Here is a 17,073-nt window from a genome sequence, read left to right as displayed (position 1 = left end):
TGCTCACACCGGGTCGGCGCGGTCGAACGCCGCCCGGCGCCCCCGATGGGGCCGCGGATCGGCCTGGGCCCGCTCGCGCAGGACCCGTTCCCGCTCGGCCCGGGCGGAGGCCAGTCGCAGCCGCCACGGCGAGTAGCGCTCGGCGGCCAGCGCGATCTGCAGGCCCCGGGTGAGCGCCTGATCGGTGGCCGAGGCCGGCAGGGCGGCGAGCTCGGCGGCCCGCTCGGGCAGGTGCTGCGCGGTGCCGCAGGCGCTCCAGCGGGCGGCGACCTGGAGGATCCGGCTGCGGGTGTCGAGGATCGAGTGCCCGGCGCCGGGGACCTCCAGCAGACGGGCCCCGGGGATCCGGGCCGTCAGCTCCCGGGCGATCCGGGGCGGCGAGACCAGGTCCCGGGACCCGGTGATGACGAGCGTCGGGGCGGTGATCGCCGGGGCCAGGGCGTGCAGGTCCAGCTGCTCCCGGGTGAACGGCGGCACCGCGCGGGCCTGGTCCCCGAGCAGCAGCAGCGCATCCAGCGGTCCCCCGTCGGCGTGGTGACCGCGGCCCAGCTCGGTGTGCAGGATCCGCGCCGTGAGGTCGTGCTCGACGACGTACGGCGTGGACTGCAGCCAGGCCTGGTTCAGCACCTGCCGCACGCTGGTCCAGGTCAGGCTGCCGCGGCCGACGGCCAGCAGATCGACCAGGTCGCGCACCGCCGCGGGACCGCCGTGCTCGTGGACGGCCAGCACCACCGGCCCGGCCCGGGTGATGTCCACCGCGCCCTCCTCGGCGAGCCGTCGCAGCGTGCGCGCCGTGGTCGCGGTGGAGATGTCCGTGCCGTCCCAGTACATGCCGCGCAGGGTCTGCTGGGCGATGACCTCGTCGCCCGCGCCGGTCAGCGGGGAGTCCAGGACCAGCGAGTGCACCCGCTCGGGGTGGAGCACCGCGAGCACCTGGGCGAGATAGGCGCCGTACCCGGTGCCCACCACCGCGGCCTGCTCGATGCGGGCATGGTCGAGCACCGCGAGCAGGTCGCCGATCACCTCGCGCAGGCTCATCGCGTGCAGCGGCAGGTCCCGGCCCGCGGCGTCGAGCCGGGAGAGCCCGACCCCGCGGTGCTCCATCATCACCACGTCCAGGCCCCGCCCGGCGAGGCTCCTGCGCAGCACGTCGTAGGGCAGCACCGAGGCCCGGCCGGGACCGTCGGGCAGCAGCAGCACCGGCACCTGCGGCACAGCGGTCCGGTCCGGTGCCTGCCCGGTGGCGGGTCGTCCGTTCGCCGGGCGGGGCCGGGAGGGCTGCGGCCGGCGCGGGACGGTGCGCGCGTAGCGCAGCGGGAACAGCCGCCGGTCGCTCGCCGAGAACTCCCGGTAGACGGTCATCAGGTCGTTGCGGATCTGCAGCAGATCGTCCTGCGCGGCCCGGTCGAACAGCTCGGAGGTCCTCTGCACGGCGCTGGCCCTCATTCGCCGGTCCGACCGTCCAGCAGCTCCGCCAGCACGTCGAGCTGGCCCGCGTGGCGGGCGGTCTCCTCGACCATGTGGGTCAGCACCCAGCGCACGGTCCGCGCCTCCCGGCCGCCGCCGCGCACCTCGTCCGCAGGGCTGCGGCCGACGAGCTGGGCGCGGGACTGCTCCGTCGCCGCCCGGTAGTCGCGCAGCGCCTCCTCGAGCGAGGCGCCGTCGGCCACCGCCCATTCCCGCGCGGTGTCGTGACCGTCCGACCAGCGGTATCCGACCTCGGCGGTCGGCAGGGCGCCGAGGACCTCGCGGAACCAGTAGCGCTCGGTGTCGGCCAGGTGGCGGAGCAGGCCGGTCACCGTGGTGGCCGAGCCCAGCATCCGCGAGGTGGCCTGGTCGTCGTCGAGCCCGCGGACCTTCCAGGCGATGGTCGCGCGCAGGAAGTCCAGGAAGCCGCTGAGCGTCTCGAGCTCCCCGGCGATCCGGGGCGGGTCGGGGCGCTCGTCGGGGTGGGCCTCCGCAGGGGCGGCGTCCTCCTCCTCCGCGGCGGCCTGCTCGGCGGCCAGCCGGTCCACGAGCACGTCGAGCACGTCGGGCTCGGCGGCTCCGGCGTCGCCGGCCGCCGGGGACGCCGCGTCCGCCGCGTCCCCGGCGCGATGGCGCGGGCTCATGAGCCCGCGCCGCCCGTCGCGCCGATGGTGCTCCACAGGAAGGTGTACAGCAGCGCATTCATCCGCGCGGCCTGCTCGTTGGTCGCGGCGCCGCCGTGCCCGCCCTCGATGTTCTCCCAGTACCGCACGTCGGCCCCGAGGGACTCCAGGGCGGCGGTGAACTTGCGGGCATGGCCGGGGTGGACGCGGTCGTCGCGGGTCGAGGTCAGCACGAAGGTGGGCGGGTACTCGGCGCCGTCCCGCAGCAGGTGGTAGGGGCTGAAGGTGCGCACGAACTCCCAGTCCTCCGAGTCCGGGTCCCCGTACTCGGCCATCCAGGAGTACCCGGCCAGCAGGTGGTTGTAGCGCTTCATGTCCAGCAGCGGCACCTGGATGATGACCGCCCCGAACAGCTCCGGGTACCGGGTGAGCATGTTGCCGGTGAGCAGGCCGCCGTTGGAGCCGCCGCGCACCGCGAGATGCTCGCGGTCGGTGACGCCGCGCTCGAGGAGGTCCTTCGCCACCGAGGAGAAGTCCTCGTAGGCGCGGTGGCGGTTCTCCTTGAGGGCCGCCTGGTGCCAGCGGGGGCCGTACTCGCCGCCCCCGCGGATGTTGGCCAGCACGTAGGTGCCGCCGCGCTCCAGCCAGGCCTTGCCGATCGCGCCCAGGTAGGAGGGGGTCAGGGAGATCTCGAAGCCGCCGTACCCGTACAGCAGCGTCGGGGCCGGCCGGCCGGAGTCCTCCCGGTCGGTGCGGGCGATCTCGAAGTAGGGGATCCGGGTGCCGTCCTCGCTGACCGCGAAGTGCTGGGTCACGCGCAGCCCGTCGGCGGCGAAGCGGGCCGGCGCCGCCTTGATCACCTCGAGCTCGCCGGGTTCGCCGCCGGCGGCGACGTCGGCGAGGTCGCCGAGCAGCAGCGTGGTGGGCTCGATGAAGTCGGTGACGGTCACCCAGACCTCGTCGCTGTCCTCGGTGTCCACCGCCGACACCCCGATCGAGCCGCGCAGGTCGGGGTAGAGGTCGGTGCGCACCCAGGCGCCGTGCTCGTCGCGGGTGTGCACCTCGAGGTGGTGCACCACGTCCTCGAGGATCGACAGCACGATGGTGGACCGGGTGATGGTCATGTCGGCCAGCGAGGAGCTCTCGGTGGGCTCGAACAGCATGTGCAGCTCGGGCTCACCGGCCTGGAAGCGCTCGAAGTCCCCGACCACGAGGGATCCGGCGGGGTAGGTGACCCCGGCGACCTCCCAGTCGCTGCGGGGGCTGAAGATGCCCAGGTCCCGGTGCGCGGAGACCTCGAGGTCGCGCGGCACCTCGACCTCGGTGAGGGCGGGCGGCTGCCGGCTGCGGTCCACGACCATCACCGTCTGGTCGTAGAAGGCATGGGCGACGACCACCCAGTCCCGCTCCCAGCCGGGGGTGGAGTCGTGGGCCCCGGCGACGAGCATGTCGTCCTCCTTGCCCTCGAACACCAGCTCCGCCTCCGCCAGCTCGGTGCCGCGCCGCCAGATCCGGGCCTGGCGGGCGTAGCCGGAGCTGGTCATCGTGCCCTCGCCGAAGTCGGTCGAGGCCCAGACGGTGTCGCGGTCGAGCCAGCCGAGGGAGCCCTTGGCCTCCGGGCGCACGAAGCCGCCGTCGGCGGGGTCGACGAAGGAGCGGGTCGCGAGGTCGAACTCGCGGGTGACGTCCGCGTCGGAGCCTCCGTGGGAGAGGTCGATCAGGGCGTGCCGGTAGGGCTCGCCCGCGGCGGGGTCCGCCGGTCGCAGCAGGCGGGCACCGTGCCACACCCAGTCCTCGTCCTCGGCGACGTTCAGGGCGTCGACGTCGAGCAGGATCTCCCACTCCGGCGCGTCGGCGCGGTAGGAGTCCAGGGTGGTGCGGCGCCACAGGCCGCGCTCGTGCTCGGCGTCGGTCCAGAAGTTGTAGAGGTGCTCCCCGCGCTTGACCACGGCGGGGATGCGGTCCTTCGCGTCGAGGATCTCGCGGATCTCCCGCTGCAGCGTCCGGGCCAGGGGCGCGCCCTCGGGGTCGGCGGGATCGGCCACCGCGTCCAGCTCCGTCTCCGCGCCGGCATTGCGCTCCCGGACCCAGCCCAGCGCCTCCTCGCCGGTGATCTCCTCCAGCCACAGGTGCGGGTCCGCGGTGCCGTCGGGGGCAGGCAGCTGGGGCGCGGTGTCGGTCATCGGTTCTCCTCGTCGACGGCGGTGAAGTCTGTGAGCGTGCGCGTCCAGGCGGTCTTCCAGACCTCCCGGCCCTCGGCGGACTCGATGCCCTTGTGCTCGATGCCGAGGGTGCTGCGGCGGTCGTCCTTGGCGGCGATGTTCACCGACAGCCGGGAGCCGTCGGTGAGCGGGGCCCGCCAGTAGCGCCAGCGTGCGGTGGCGCTGAGGGAGGGCTCGCCCAGCCCCAGCTGCTCGCGGCGCGGCGCGGTCATGAAGGCGTCCCAGCGGGCCACCACCGCGTCGGGGTCGCCGGTCAGGGTGCGGGAGGCGGAGGCGGAGAAGTCCCCCTCGCAGCTCTGCCCGATCACCCGGCGGCCGATCACCTGCTCGTAGGCGACCGTGACGTTCTGCGCCCACCATTCGGTGACGTCCCAGCGCTGCGGCAGCAGCCGAGCGATCGCGGCATGGTCGAGGTCGCGGCCGCCGGCTTCGTCGATCCGCCGGGTCCACTCCGACAGGGCGATCCCGGTGGCGGCCTCGATCGAGGCGGCCCGAGGGTGCTCCGACGGCGGCAGGGTGGGGCTCATGGGGCCAGCCTACGGGGGTGCGGGGGCCCCGCGTCGTCCGTCGCCGCGGTCCGCATCCTGCGTGGAACACTGGCCGCATGCGCCGACGTCATCTGCTGGGCCTGGCCCCCGCCGCGGCCCTCGCCGCCTGCACCGTCGTCCAGGAGCCCGCCCCCGGCGCCCCCGGCGACGACCCCGCCGGCACCTCCCCGGTGCCGGAGGCGCCGACCACCGCGGCGCCCGCGCCGCCCGCGGAGCCCCCCAGCGCCGCGGAGCGGCTGCTGGCCGAGCTCTCCCCGCGCGAGCTCGCCGGGCAGCTGGTGTGGGTGGGGATCGCCGCGGGCACCGAGATCCCGCCCGAGACCCTCACCGACCACCATGCCGGCGGCCTGTTCCTGCTGCAGGTCTGGGAGAGCCCGGAGCAGGTCGACGCCGTCGTCACCGCCGCCCGCGAGCTCGCCCGGCCCGAGCTGCCGCCGCTGATCGCCGTGGACCAGGAGGGCGGCCAGGTGCGGATGCTGCGCGGGGACGCCGCCCGCTCCACCCCCTCGGCCGAGGAGCTCGGGGAGCAGGGGCCCGACGCCGTGACCGCCGCCTACACCGACATCGGGCAGGACCTCGCCGCCCGCGGCATCCAGGTGGCGCTGGCGCCCGTGGCCGACGTGGTCGACCCCGAGCTCGGCGGCGACAACGGACCGGTCGGCGCGCTCGAGCGCGGCTTCGGCACCGATCCCGCGCAGGTCGGTGACTGCGTGGCCGCCGCGACCGAGGCGCTCGCCGCACAGGGCGTCGCCGCCACCCTCAAGCACTTCCCGGGCCTCGGCCGCGTCGAGGAGAACACGGACTTCTCCGCCGACGGCATCGAGGACGAGCAGACCGGCCCCACGGACCCCTTCCTGGCGTCCTTCCGGGCGGGCATCGAAGCCGGGGCGGCGCTGGTGATGATGTCCTCGGCGATCTACCCGCGACTGGAGGCGGAGGTCCCGGCGATGTTCTCCGCCGCCGCGATCGGGGACCTCCTGCGCGGTCGGCTCGGCTTCGAGGGCCTGGTGATCACCGACGACGTCGGCACCGCGGAGGCGGTCGCCGCCGTCCCCGTCCCGGAGCGCGCCACCCGCCTGCTGGACGCCGGCGGCGACGTGGTGCTGACCGCGGATCCCGCGCTGACCGGCGAGCTGGTGGACGCGATCGAGGCCTGGGCGGGCCGGGGCGCCGAGCAGGAGCAGCGGGTGCGGGAGTCCGCCGGCCGGGTGCTCGCGCTCAAGGAGCGGGCAGGACTGCTGGCCGACTAGAGCGCCGGACCGGCCCGCCGGCCGGCCCGCGCCGGGGCCGGATCAGCGCTTGTCGAGGGTGATCAGGTGGTTCAGCGGACCCAGTCCGCCGCCGATCCGGGAGATCTCCCAGCCCAGCGCGTTCTCGGTCGCGCTCGCCACGAACTCCCGGGCGGAGGCGACGATCGTGATCAGGTCGTCGTCGGCGCCCGCCTCCCCGATCTCCCCGAGCTCCCCGGCGCGGTCGAACTCCGCGATGCGGGCGAGCTGGGCGGTGATCGCGGCGGACAGCGTGGTCCCGGCCCCGCGCACCTGGCGGCGCGCCACCCGCTGGGCGCGCAGCAGGTCGGTGCCGGTCTCGTGGACCAGCACGTCGACCACGTCGTCGTCGACCCGGCGGCCGCCGGTGATCAGCACCGCCCCGGGGCCCATCGCCTGCAGCGCCAGAGCCTGGTCGCGCATCTCGTCGATGGTCGTCGCGAGCGGCAGCCCCAGCAGCTGCGCCGCCTCGGCGAGGTTCGGGGTGAGCACGTCCACCAGCGGCAGCAGGGACTCGCGCAGGGCGCGCGCCCCCTCCGCGGAGATCAGCGCCGAGCCGTCGGCGCCGATCATCACCGGGTCCAGGACGATCCGGCCCAGCCGAGCCCGGTGCTCGCGCACGGCGGCCGCGACGGCCTCGACCACCTCGGCGCTGCCCAGCGCGCCGATCTTGGTGGCGTCGATCAGGAGGTCGCCGACGACGGCGTCGATCTGCTGGCGCACGACGGCGCCCGGCAGCGGGTGCAGGTTCTGCAGGCCCTGGGTGTTCACCGAGGTGATCATGGTGACCGCGCTGGCACCGTAGGCGCCCAGCGCCGTGAAGGTCTTCAGGTCCGCCTGGATCCCGGCGGCTCCGTCGGACTCCGAATCGGCGATGGTCAGGACGAGGGGCGGGCGCATGCAGTCTCCATCTCGCTGGGCTGAGGCCCCGCAGGGCCCATCACCGGGGCCGAGGCCCCGGCTCCGTGAGCGGAGACTACCAATCACGTCTGGCATGTCCGTCCTCCGCCGGGCTCCCGGTCCCGTCGTGCGAGAATCGCCCGGGGGCGTGGGCGCGCAGGAGAGCATTTCGGGGCGCGGCCCCTGGTGCCGGGGAGGTGGCGATGACACAGGATCGAGGCGACGGGCAGTGGTCCGGCAGCGGCGCCCTGCCCGATTTCCGCACCTCGGATCCCGACGGCCTGCCCGACTTCGACGCCGCCCAGGGCCCGGTGACCCTCGGCGAGCCGAGCGAGCGCTCGCGCCGCCGCACCCGGGCGACCATGCTCGCGGTCATCGGCGGCGCCGTGGTGGTGATCGCGGTGATCGCCCTGGTCCTGTCGCAGACCGTCTTCCGCTCGGTGCTCGACGAGGAGGACCCCACCGCCTTCGCCACCGGACCGCGCTCGGCCGAGGGGCAGTCGGAGTACGTCCCCGATCCGCAGGACCCCGACATCGCGCCGCCGCCGCCGATCTTCACCCAGGCCCCCACCACCGAATGCACCTTCCCCGAGACCATCACGGAGCCCCAGGACGCCGCTCCGGGGACCGTGCGCGGCGGCGACCTGCAGTACACGATCCCCGACGGCTGGGGCCCCTGGGGCACCGGCACCCTGCCCTACCTCGACGAGCTGGGAGCGCACGGCCGGGAGGTCGAGAGCAGCTGGTACAGCGTGGTCAACCTCGGCCGGGTCGTGTGGCCCGAGGAGGAAGGCGGCTATCCGGGCCTCGAGACCGCGGCGGTGGCCCTGTTCCAGTGCTACGCGACCACCTCGGGGGTCGTCGGCCACTTCGGCGAGAACCCCACCATCACCGACTACCGCTCCGAGGTGATGACGGTGGACGGCGAGCCGGCCTGGATCGTGCAGGCCACCTACAACTTCGAGGACCCCGACATCCTCGACACCACCAGCGCCTCGATCGTGACCTCGATCGTCGTGGAGACCGACGACGGGCCCAGCGGCCTGGTCAGCGACGTCGCCGCCGACGTGCCGGACCATGCCCAGGCGCTCGAGGACATCATCGCGAGCCTCGACGTCGTCGAGTGACGACCAGCCGCACCACCCCTGAAGGAGCCCCCGTGCACACCGGACCGCAGTACCCCTCGACCCAGCAGCAGACCCCTGGGCCGGGGGGTGGCCGCGGCGGCACCCTGCTGATCGCCGTCGTGTCCTTCGCGGTCGTCTTCCTGCTCATCGTGGGCGCGACCGTGGGCTACCTGGTGCTGCGCACCGGGAGCCCCGGCGGGGCCGCCCCCGCCCCGTCGAGCACGCAGGCCGGCACCCCGGTGGACCCGGAGACCACCGGGCCCGACTCCCCCACCCCCACGGACGTCGAGGAGGTGCGCTGCTGGAGCCCGGAGACCATCGAGCGGACCTCGCAGAACCCCTCGGGCAAGCTGCGCGGCGGCGGTCTGCAGTTCATCCCGCCCACCATCTTCGACCAGCGCCACTCGACGCCGGGCAACTCCTACATGAACGACATCCAGAGCGCCCAGGCCCATGTCGAGGCCACCTGGTACTCCGTGATGACGGTGGCGAAGGTCGAATGGCAGCCCGGCATCGAGTACCCCGGGGCCGAGGTCGCCTCGCAGAAGATCCTGAACTGCTACTTCTCGGCGAACATCTGGGGGAGACCACCGGTCGCCAGCTGGTGGACGAGATCACCGAACCGGTCACCGTCGCCGGCATGCCGGGCTACCGGACCACCGCCACCGTCACCTTCGCCACCAGCCCGCTCAAGCTCACCACCGGCACCGCGCTCCAGGTGGTGGTGGTCGAGACGCCGCAGGGGCCCAGCGCCTTCGTGTCCGAGACGGCGATCGGGGTCACGGAGCACGAGGAGGCGGCGGTGCAGGCCTACGAATCGCTGACCGGGGTGGGCTGACCGCCCCGGGGGCGGCGCTCAGACCACCGAGGAGGCGAGCCGGCAGAGGTTGTCGACCACCATCATCACCCGCGACCGCTCCTCCCACTCCTCGAGGGTGAGCTCCCGGCTGCGGGAGCGGTAGACGTCCTCGACCTCGTGCATCTTGAGCATGAAATCGGTCCCGCCGACCATCAGCGAGCTCTCCATCTGCAGCAGGAACGAGCGGATGTCCATGTTGGAGGAGCCGATCACGGTCACCGAGTCGTCGATCGTGATGTGCTTGGCGTGCAGGATCGTCGGCGCCCGGTGGAGCCAGATCCGCACCCCGGCCTCCAGCAGCGCCGTGTAGTAGGAGCGCTGGGCGTGGAAGACCAGGAACTGGTCCCCGATCTCGGAGACGAACAGCTCCACCTCCACCCCGCGCTTGGCCGCGGTGATCAGCGCGTAGAGCATCGACTCGTCGGGCACGAAGTAGGGGCTGACCGCGCTGATGCGGTGGTCGGCGGAGTAGAACAGCTGGTTGAACAGCAGCAGGTTGTTCTCCAGGACGAAGCCGGGACCACTGGGCACGAGCTGGCACTCGTAGGTGCCCGAGGTGTCCTCCGGCGCGGTGACGACCATCTGCTCGGGCAGCTGCTCCCCGGACTCGTAGAACCAGTCGATGGCGAACAGCAGGTTCATCTCGGAGACGATCGGGCCGCGCAGGCGCACCATGGTCTCCTGCCAGCGCAGGCCGCGACGGATGATGGAGCGCTTGTCGTAGTGGGGGGCGATCATGTTCTGGCTGCCCATCCAGCCCACCTGCCCGTCCACCAGCAGGAGCTTGCGGTGGTTGCGCAGGTCCGGCCGCTGGAAGGCGCCGTCGCGGAACGGTTTGATCGGCATCATCGGGTAGTGCTCGATGCCGTGGGCATCCAGCAGGCGGCGCATGGCCCGGTAGACCTTGCCGTGGCTGAGCGAGCCCCAGTGGTCGTAGAGCACCCGGACCGTCACCCCGCGGTCCGCGACCTCGCCGAGCGCCGCGAAGAAGTCCTCGGTGACCTCGTCGAGCGCCATCGTGTAGAACAGCACGCTGACATCGCGCTGCGCGGTGCGGATGTCGGCCGCCATCCGGGCGATCGAGGTGTCGTAGTCGATCTCCAGGTCCGCCGAGTTGTTGCCGGTCAGCGGATAGGCGCCCAGCTCACGGTTCAGCCGCACCGCGGACTGCAGCCAGCTGGGCACGTCGGGGTCGAGCTCGCTGTCGGGGATCCGCAGCGAGCGCTCCCGCATCAGGGTGTTGACGCGCTGCTGCTTGATCCGTCGCTTCCGCGGCAGCTGGGCCTTGCCCAGCAGCAGGTAGACGGGGAAGAGGACGATGGGCAGCGCCATGATCGCGAGCAGCCAGGCGATCGCGGAGCCGGGACGCCGGTTGCGCGGCACCAGGATCAGGGCGGCGATCCGCAGCCCCACGTCGATCAGGATGTAGACGTACGGGCTGACGACCACCCAGTGGTCGAGCACCCACTGCCACGCCTCGGCCATGAGCGGGTCCTTCCTCGGGGAAGCAGGACGGCGGGCCCCCGCAGGGACCCGCCGTCCAAGGATACGGGCGGGGTGCTCACCCCACCGCGGAGTCGGGACTCAGTCGCTGCCGCGCAGGATCATCAGGATCCGCAGCACCTCGATGTACAGCCACACCATGGTGGCGGCGACCCCGAAGGCGCAGCGCCAGGCGTAGCTGCGCGGGACCCCGGCCTGGCTGGCCTGCTGGATGTCCTCGAAGTCCATCACCAGCGAGTAGGAGGCCATCACCACGGCGAGGCCGCCGATGACCAGGCCGATCACGCCGTCGCGGAGGCTGCCGCCGGTCAGCAGCACGTAGCCGATGTTGACCAGCCCGAACAGCAGGTAGGACACCATCGCGATCATGAAGATCTTGTTCAGTCGCGGCGAGGTGCGCAGCACGCCCATCCGGAAGGCGACCAGCACGGTGCCGGCGACGGCGAGCGTGGCCACCACGGCCTGCAGGGCGATGCCCGGGAAGAGCTGGCCCGCGAAGCCGCTGAAGCCACCCAGCAGCAGGCCCTCGAAGACCGCGTAGAGCAGCACCAGGACCGGCGAGGGCGTCTTCTTGAAGGCGTTGACGAGCCCGGTGACCAGGCCGCCGATGACGCCCACGACGAGCGCGACCATGGACAGCGACATGCCGGCCTCGAAGCCGGGCTGCCCTGCCACCAGGCCGAGCGCGGTGGGCAGCATGGCCACGGCGAAGCCGACCACGATGATCACGCCCAGGGTCGCGGTGATCGCGTTCAGCGCGTCCCGCAGGGTCATCCGGCCGGTGTCGACGCCGGACGCGGCCGGCCGGGCGTACATCGCCTCGAGCTGGTCGGTGCCCTGCTGGTCGAAGCCGGGGGCCCACTGGGTGTTCTGGGCGGGGCCGGTCGGGGCGGACTGTCCGAACTGGGGAGCGCGGTAGTTCGCGCCGCCCTGGACCGCCTGGTCGCGGCCGAAGATGACGTTGTGGCGTGCCATGGGGCTCCTCACGTGGGATCTGGTGGGCAGACGGCGCGCACGATCACGAGGGCGCACGACCTGCTGACCGATTCTATCGACCCAGTCCGGGATCCGCCTGGGTGCCCGCTCCGCCGACAGCGAAGACGGCGCCGTGGGTCCCGGAGCGGCTCAGCGCGCGGCGGCGAGGGCCTGCTCGAGGTCGCCGAGCAGGTCCTCCTGGTGTTCGATGCCGACGGACAGTCGCAGCAGCTCGTCGCTGATCCCGGCCCGTTCGCGCGCCTGCGGGGTCATCGACTCATGGGTCATGGTGGCGGGGCGGCAGATCAGGGACTCGACCCCGCCCAGGCTCACCGCGAAGGCCGGGTAGCGCAGCGCCTCGAGGAACGCGACCCGGTCCAGGCCGGGGGCCAGCTCGAAGGAGAGCACGGCGCCGGTCCCCTCGGCCTGGGAGGCGTGCAGGCGCGCCTCCTGCTCGCTGTGGGAGCCGGGGTACCAGACCTGGGCGATGCCCTCGTGGCCGCGCAGGGCCTCGACGATCGCGATCGCGTTGTGCTGCTGCCGCTCGAGCCGCAGCGGCAGGGTCTTGATCCCCTGCAGGAGCCGGAAGGAGTCCGCCGGGGCGAGCACCCCGCCCTGCGCCACCTGGGCCAGGCGGAGCGCGGCGGCCAGCGCGTCGTCGTTCGTGGTGACGGCCCCGGCCAGCAGGTCCGAGTGCCCGCCGAGGTACTTGGTGGCCGACTGCACGACGAGGTCGGCCCCCAGCGCGAGGGGCTTCTGCAGCACGGGGGTCATGAAGGTGTTGTCGACCAGCACCAGCGCCTCGTGGCGGTGGGCGAGCTCGACGATGCGGCGCAGGTCGGTGATCCGCAGGGTCGGGTTGGCGGGCGTCTCGACGAAGACGACCCGGGTGGCGGGGGTGAAGTCGGCGTCCGTGAGGGCCCCCAGGTCGTCGACGAACCGGCTGGTGCAGCCGCGGGCGGGCAGCACCTGGTCCACGAAGCGGTAGGTGCCGCCGTAGACGCTGGCCGGGAGGATCACCTCGTCGCCGACCTCGAGGACCGACAGCGCGGCGGCGGTGGCGGCCATGCCGGAGGCGAAGGCGAAGCCGTGCTCGGCGCCGTCGAGCGCTGCCAGCACCGTCTCGAGCTGGCCCCGGGTGGGGTTCGCGCCGCGCTGGTAGGCGAAGGCGCCGCCCTCGGTGGCCGGGTCGAGCTCGAAGGTCGAGGCCAGGTGCACCGGCGGGACCACTGCTCCGTGCTCGAAGTCCCGCAGGGTCTGCACGGCGGCGGTCTGGATGTGCACGGTGGCTCCTCGGTGCTCGGGCGGTCGGTGACCTCCACTGTAGGACCGCTGCCCCACCCCGCCCCGGCCGCATGTCCCACTGTGACGGGCGGGGGCGGGGGCGGCGGTCCCCCGCCGCGCCTCCGCCGCCGTGGGGGCTCACACGCCGACGGGCACCGGGATCGGGCCGGTCGCGGTCGGGGCCGTGAGCGCCGGGATCGGCGCGGTGGTGGGGACCACCTCGATCGCCGGCAGCGAGCCGGTGATCGTGGACTCGTGGTCGCGCAGCACCGACAGGGTGCGCCGGGAGCGGATCCGCAGCCCCAGCAGGGTCGCGGCGACCATCGCGAAGCCGAGCGAGGCCAGCACGATCGCGACCACCATCGGGGCCCGGAACCCGAAGCCGGCGGCGATCACCGCTCCGCCGAGGGCCGCGCCGATGGCGTTGGCGACGTTGAACGCGGCCTGGTTCAGGGAGGCGCCCAGCACCTCGGAGCGGTGCGCGACCCGGATCAGCCAGGTCTGGATCGCGGGGCTGAGCGCGGAGCTGGCGGCGTTGACGACGAAGAAGCCGATCATCAGGCCGAGCAGCGAGCCCTCGGAGCCCAGCAGCAGGCCGACCAGGGCCGCGACGTAGATCGGGAAGCCGATCATCAGCGTCGCCGGCAGGGAGCGGTCGGTGGCGGCGCCGCCGACCAGGTTGCCGATGGTCATGCCCAGTCCCGCGACCGCGAGCACCCAGGGCACGACCGTCGCCGGCGCGCCGGCGACCGAGGTGGTGATGTCGGCGACGTAGCTGAAGACGGCGAAGCCGCCCGCGAAGCCGATCGCGGCGACGCCCATGATGATCCACAGCTGCAGGCGGCGCAGGGCGAGGATCTCGTCGGCGGCGCGGCGGCCCGGGACCGGCTCCTCATGGGGGACGGTCAGTCGCAGGGCGACCACGGTGGCGAGGAAGATCGCGCCGATCACGAGGTACACGACCCGCCAGCCGGCGACCTGGCCGATCGCGGTCATCACCGGCACCCCGATGAGGTTCGCGACGGTCAGGCCCGACAGGGCCAGGGCGACGCCCTTGCCCTGGCTGCCCGGTCCCATCAGGGATGCGGCCAGCAGCGAGGCGACCCCGAAGTAGGCGCCGTGAGGCACGCCGGCGAGGAACCGCGCGAGGACGGTGAGCTCGAAGGTGGGCATGAGCGCGGAGAGCACGGTGCCGGCGGCGAGGGCCGCGGCGAGCGCCACGATCATCGTGGTCCGGCTCCAGCGCACCGAGAGCAGAGCCAGCACGGGGGCGCCGACGACGACCCCGAGGGCGTAGGCGGTGATCGCCAGGCCCGCCCGGGCGGTGCCGGCGGCGGGGTCGGCGGCCATCTGCTCGGGCAGCAGGCCGTCGGCGATGCCGGGCAGCAGGCCCATGGTGGCGAACTCGGAGGCGCCGATGCCGAAGCCGCCGAGCGCGATGGCGAGCAGGGCGAGGGTGCGACGGCGCCCGGTCAGGGCGTCGGGGGCCGCGGCGGAGCCGGGGCGGGGATCGGGGGCGGGGCGTGGGGCGGTGGAGAGGGTCATGAGGGTCCTCGTGGAGCAGGAGCAGATGCGGGAGGGCGTCATCGACCGAGCGCCAAGAATAAGCAAACGCTGTTGCGATACGTCAAGGGGGCGCGGCGGCGGAGCTGTGTCACACCGCCGGATCGGCGCCCGCCGGACGCCGGCACCGGCCGTGGCAGGATGAGCGCCGTGAGACCGACCGGGCCCCTGGATCGCGTGGCCGGCGCGCACGACGCCGCCGTGCTCGCCGTCGCCCGTCGTGGCGAACCGGTCGCGCGCGCCGGATTGGCGGACGCCCTGCAGGTCACGCCGCAGGCGATCTCGAAGATCCTCTCCCGCCTGATCGACCGGGGACTGATGGCGGAGACGGGCTCGGTCTCCGCGGGTCCCGGCAAGCCCACCACCCTGTACGAGATCGTCCCCGGCTCGCGCCGGGCCATCGGACTGCATCTGACCCGCTCCCGGCTGCGCGGCGTGGTGGTGGACCTCACCGGTGAGGTGCTCGAGCGCAGCGAGATCGAGATCGGCCATCAGCCGCCGGTGCCGGAGCTGATCACCGCCCTCACCGCGCAGGTGCGGGCGCTGTCCGGGCACGGCAGCGGGGAGCTGCTGGGAGTGGGCCTCGGCATGCCCGGACCGGTGGACTCGCTCGAGGGGATCTACCGGGGCACCGCCGCCCCCGACCCCTGGCGCGGCGCCCCGCTGCGCGCCCTGCTGCTCGCCGAGCTCGGCCTGCCCGTGCTGCTGGACCACGACTCGCGGGCCGCCCTGGTGGGCGAGAGCTGGTCGCAGCCGGGCCTGCTGGACAACGCCGCCCTGGTGCTGGTCGAGGACGGGCTGGGGGCGAGCCTGCGGATGGACGGCACGATGCTGCGCGGCGCCCATGCCCAGGCCGGTGAGGTCGGCCACACGGTGGTGCAGATCGGGGGCCGGGCCTGCGAATGCGGCCGACGGGGCTGCGCGCAGGCGGAGTACCGCGCCGCACTCGAGGCAGCCGACCCCGCCCGCGCGGCGCAGGTGCTGGCGACCGTGGTGGTGAACCTGGTGCGGCTGGCGGACGTGGACCACGTGGTCCTCGGCGGCCGCACCCTGTACCTCCAGCACGCGGCCTCGATGGACGCGATCCGGCAGGCGCTCGCCGAGGGGCTGCGGGCGGAGCCGTGGTTCCACGTCGAGATCATGCTCTCCACGCGCGGCGTCGACCTGATCGCGGTGGGGGCGGCCTGCGAGGTGCTCGAGCACGAGTACGGGCTGCCGACCGCGCTGGTGGGTCCGGAGGCGGGCTGAGCGCCCGGGCGCTCAGCCGGTGACGGCGGCGCCCTCGGGGGAGGCGAGCTGGATCTGCGCCGCGCGCAGCTGGGCCAGCCGGCGGCGCGCGCGCAGCCGCAGCAGCGCCGATGTCACCAGCAGCATCGCGAAGCCGGCCGTCGCGAGCGCGGTGCCGACGACCGTCGGGGCGGCGAGGCCGAGGCCCGCGGCGATGACCGCGCCGCCCAGCAGCGCGCCGAGGGCGTTGGAGATGTTGAAGGCGCCGTGGTGCAGCGCGGCGCCGAGCATCTCGGAGCGGCCGGAGATCTGCATCAGCCAGGTCTGCATGGCGGGGCTCAGCGCCGAGTGGGCGCCGTTGACCAGCGCGAAGGTCAGGGTCAGCCCCACCGGGTCGGTGACCGTGAACATCATCGCGGCCATCCCGGCGATGTAGACGGGGAAGCCGATCAGCAGGGTCAGCATCAGCGAGCGGTCCGCGGCGATGCCGCCGAGGACGTTCCCGAGGGTCGCGCCGAGGCCGGCGGCGGCGAGCAGCCAGGGGATGTGCCCGGCGGAGAGGCCGGCGACCTGTCGGCCGATGTCGGCGATGTAGCTGTAGACGGCGAAGGAGCCCGCGAAGCCGATCGAGGCGATCAGCATCACCACCCACAGCTGGACGCGGCGGAAGGCGCGCAGCTCGTCGAGGATCCGGCGGCCCTGCGGGGCGGCCTGGGCGGGGACGGTCAGTCGCAGCAGCAGTGCGGTGAGGGTGAACAGGGCGGCGATGACCAGGAAGGAGACGCGCCAGCCGTGGACCTGCCCGAGCGCGGTCAGCAGCGGCACCCCGGCGAGGGTGGCGACGGTCAGTCCGGACATCGCCAGCGCCGCCCCCTTGCCCTGGGAGCCGGGGCCGAGCAGCGTCCCGGCGATCAGCGCCGCCACGCCGAGGTAGGCGCCGTGGGGCAGTCCGGCGAGGAAACGGGCGGCCAGGGTGAGGCCGAAGCTCGGCATCAGCGCCGACAGCGCGGTGCTCACGGCCAGGATGATCGCGAGCAGCAGGATGATGCGGGTGCGGCTCATCCGCACCGCCAGCAGCGACAGCGCCGGGGCGCCGATGACCACGCCGAGCGCGTAGGCGGTGATCGCCCAGCCGGCCTGGGCCAGGCCCTGCTCGGGCCGGCTGGCCATCATCTCCGGCAGCAGGGAGTCGGCGATCTGGGGCAGCAGCCCCATGCTGACGAACTCGGAGGAGCCGATGCCGAACCCGCCCAGGGCGAGGGCGAACAGCGCCAGGGCGCGGCGGCCCCGGCTGAGCGGCTCGGCGGCCGGGCGGAGCGGCGTGGGCGCAGCGGTCATGGGGCACCTCCCGGGGCGCGGATCGGGGGCTCGGCGCGCCGACGCGGCCGAGGGGCGCGCGTCCCGGGCGGGAGCCGACAGCGAGAAGGTGCCGCCGCGGCATCGCTCCCGCGCTCAGCACCTCGGTCCCCACGCTACGGGGGCGGCGGCACCGCGCGCCAGGTCATCG

15 protein-coding genes are annotated in these 17,073 nt (G+C 73.8%); 4 read left to right on the top strand and 11 right to left on the bottom strand.

Going from position 1 to position 17,073, the window contains the following annotated elements:
- Positions 1-3 precede the first annotated feature (3 nt).
- Genes ACOJUI_RS03930 through ACOJUI_RS03915 form a run of 4 tightly spaced genes read right to left on the bottom strand, consistent with a single transcriptional unit; the run spans position 4 to position 4,839 of the window.
- Positions 4-1,431 (bottom strand): alpha/beta fold hydrolase, encoded by a 1,428-nt coding sequence (locus ACOJUI_RS03930; protein ID WP_422116798.1) that lies wholly within the window; start codon positions 1,429-1,431, stop codon positions 4-6.
- Between the two features lie 11 nt (positions 1,432-1,442).
- Positions 1,443-2,111 (bottom strand): DinB family protein, encoded by a 669-nt coding sequence (locus ACOJUI_RS03925; protein ID WP_422116797.1) that lies wholly within the window; start codon positions 2,109-2,111, stop codon positions 1,443-1,445.
- On the bottom strand, positions 2,108-4,273 hold the full coding sequence (locus tag ACOJUI_RS03920) for a prolyl oligopeptidase family serine peptidase (protein WP_422116796.1): 2,166 nt from the start codon (positions 4,271-4,273) through the stop codon (positions 2,108-2,110). Before ACOJUI_RS03920 ends, ACOJUI_RS03925 begins: the two co-directional genes overlap by 4 nt.
- Positions 4,270-4,839 (bottom strand): hypothetical protein, encoded by a 570-nt coding sequence (locus tag ACOJUI_RS03915; RefSeq protein WP_422116795.1) that lies wholly within the window; start codon positions 4,837-4,839, stop codon positions 4,270-4,272. Before ACOJUI_RS03915 ends, ACOJUI_RS03920 begins: the two co-directional genes overlap by 4 nt.
- 77 nt (positions 4,840-4,916) lie before the next feature.
- Here ACOJUI_RS03915 and ACOJUI_RS03910 point away from each other — a divergent pair, with 77 nt between their 5' ends.
- Positions 4,917-6,110 carry a glycoside hydrolase family 3 N-terminal domain-containing protein gene (locus ACOJUI_RS03910; RefSeq protein ID WP_422116794.1) on the top strand — a complete coding sequence of 398 codons (1,194 nt, stop codon included), beginning with the start codon at positions 4,917-4,919 and terminating at the stop codon, positions 6,108-6,110.
- Between the two features lie 42 nt (positions 6,111-6,152).
- Here ACOJUI_RS03910 and thiD read toward each other — a convergent pair whose 3' ends face one another.
- Positions 6,153-7,028 (bottom strand): bifunctional hydroxymethylpyrimidine kinase/phosphomethylpyrimidine kinase, encoded by an 876-nt coding sequence (thiD, locus tag ACOJUI_RS03905; RefSeq protein WP_422116793.1) that lies wholly within the window; start codon positions 7,026-7,028, stop codon positions 6,153-6,155.
- Between the two features lie 203 nt (positions 7,029-7,231).
- On the opposite strand from thiD, the gene ACOJUI_RS03900 reads away from it, so the two are divergent.
- A complete protein-coding gene (locus tag ACOJUI_RS03900; RefSeq protein WP_422116792.1) occupies positions 7,232-8,155 on the top strand; it encodes a hypothetical protein in 924 nt (307 codons plus the stop codon).
- A gap of 166 nt (positions 8,156-8,321) precedes the next feature.
- Here ACOJUI_RS03900 and ACOJUI_RS03895 read toward each other — a convergent pair whose 3' ends face one another.
- Positions 8,322-8,531, bottom strand: a complete 210-nt coding sequence (locus ACOJUI_RS03895; protein WP_422116791.1) for a hypothetical protein — start codon at positions 8,529-8,531, stop codon at positions 8,322-8,324.
- Between the two features lie 228 nt (positions 8,532-8,759).
- Between ACOJUI_RS03895 and ACOJUI_RS03890 the strand changes: the two genes are divergently transcribed.
- Positions 8,760-8,993, top strand: a complete 234-nt coding sequence (locus ACOJUI_RS03890; RefSeq protein WP_422116790.1) for a hypothetical protein — start codon at positions 8,760-8,762, stop codon at positions 8,991-8,993.
- Between the two features lie 18 nt (positions 8,994-9,011).
- On the opposite strand, the gene cls is transcribed toward ACOJUI_RS03890, so the two are convergent.
- From cls to ACOJUI_RS03870, 4 genes are all read right to left on the bottom strand, one after another.
- Positions 9,012-10,499, bottom strand: coding sequence for a cardiolipin synthase (gene cls / locus ACOJUI_RS03885; RefSeq protein WP_422116789.1), 1,488 nt, complete (start codon positions 10,497-10,499; stop codon positions 9,012-9,014).
- A gap of 99 nt (positions 10,500-10,598) precedes the next feature.
- Positions 10,599-11,492: a Bax inhibitor-1/YccA family protein gene (locus tag ACOJUI_RS03880; RefSeq protein ID WP_422116788.1), complete on the bottom strand. Its 894-nt coding sequence runs from the start codon at positions 11,490-11,492 to the stop codon at positions 10,599-10,601.
- 150 nt (positions 11,493-11,642) lie between these two features.
- Entirely contained in the window at positions 11,643-12,776 is a 1,134-nt protein-coding gene (locus tag ACOJUI_RS03875; protein WP_422116787.1) for a trans-sulfuration enzyme family protein, read from the bottom strand.
- 138 nt (positions 12,777-12,914) lie between these two features.
- Positions 12,915-14,321: an MFS transporter gene (locus ACOJUI_RS03870; protein ID WP_422116786.1), complete on the bottom strand. Its 1,407-nt coding sequence runs from the start codon at positions 14,319-14,321 to the stop codon at positions 12,915-12,917.
- A 159-nt stretch (positions 14,322-14,480) separates the two neighbouring features.
- Here ACOJUI_RS03870 and ACOJUI_RS03865 point away from each other — a divergent pair, with 159 nt between their 5' ends.
- On the top strand, positions 14,481-15,587 hold the full coding sequence (locus tag ACOJUI_RS03865; protein WP_422116785.1) for an ROK family protein: 1,107 nt from the start codon (positions 14,481-14,483) through the stop codon (positions 15,585-15,587).
- A 12-nt stretch (positions 15,588-15,599) separates the two neighbouring features.
- Here ACOJUI_RS03865 and ACOJUI_RS03860 read toward each other — a convergent pair whose 3' ends face one another.
- Positions 15,600-16,904: an MFS transporter gene (locus ACOJUI_RS03860; protein ID WP_422116784.1), complete on the bottom strand. Its 1,305-nt coding sequence runs from the start codon at positions 16,902-16,904 to the stop codon at positions 15,600-15,602.
- Positions 16,905-17,073: the final 169 nt, after the last annotated feature.

The organism is Brachybacterium sp. UNK5269 (assembly GCF_049266655.1).
Taxonomy (GTDB): Bacteria; Actinomycetota; Actinomycetes; order Actinomycetales; family Dermabacteraceae; genus Brachybacterium.
The sequence above is the reverse complement of the archived record's forward strand: the minus strand, read 5'-3'. Positions and strand labels throughout refer to the sequence as shown.

Coding starts and splice junctions, on each gene's coding strand:
- ACOJUI_RS03895 (WP_422116791.1), bottom strand. CDS start 8,531: ATGAACTGCAGACCGCCGCCGCGCAGCTTGCCCGAGGGGTTCTGCGAG.
- ACOJUI_RS03920 (WP_422116796.1), bottom strand. CDS start 4,273: ATGACCGACACCGCGCCCCAGCTGCCTGCCCCCGACGGCACCGCGGAC.
- thiD (WP_422116793.1), bottom strand. CDS start 7,028: ATGCGCCCGCCCCTCGTCCTGACCATCGCCGATTCGGAGTCCGACGGA.
- ACOJUI_RS03915 (WP_422116795.1), bottom strand. CDS start 4,839: ATGAGCCCCACCCTGCCGCCGTCGGAGCACCCTCGGGCCGCCTCGATC.
- ACOJUI_RS03925 (WP_422116797.1), bottom strand. CDS start 2,111: ATGAGCCCGCGCCATCGCGCCGGGGACGCGGCGGACGCGGCGTCCCCG.
- cls (WP_422116789.1), bottom strand. CDS start 10,499: ATGGCCGAGGCGTGGCAGTGGGTGCTCGACCACTGGGTGGTCGTCAGC.
- ACOJUI_RS03860 (WP_422116784.1), bottom strand. CDS start 16,904: ATGACCGCTGCGCCCACGCCGCTCCGCCCGGCCGCCGAGCCGCTCAGC.
- ACOJUI_RS03865 (WP_422116785.1), top strand. CDS start 14,481: ATGAGCGCCGTGAGACCGACCGGGCCCCTGGATCGCGTGGCCGGCGCG.
- ACOJUI_RS03870 (WP_422116786.1), bottom strand. CDS start 14,321: ATGACCCTCTCCACCGCCCCACGCCCCGCCCCCGATCCCCGCCCCGGC.
- ACOJUI_RS03900 (WP_422116792.1), top strand. CDS start 7,232: ATGACACAGGATCGAGGCGACGGGCAGTGGTCCGGCAGCGGCGCCCTG.
- ACOJUI_RS03910 (WP_422116794.1), top strand. CDS start 4,917: ATGCGCCGACGTCATCTGCTGGGCCTGGCCCCCGCCGCGGCCCTCGCC.
- ACOJUI_RS03880 (WP_422116788.1), bottom strand. CDS start 11,492: ATGGCACGCCACAACGTCATCTTCGGCCGCGACCAGGCGGTCCAGGGC.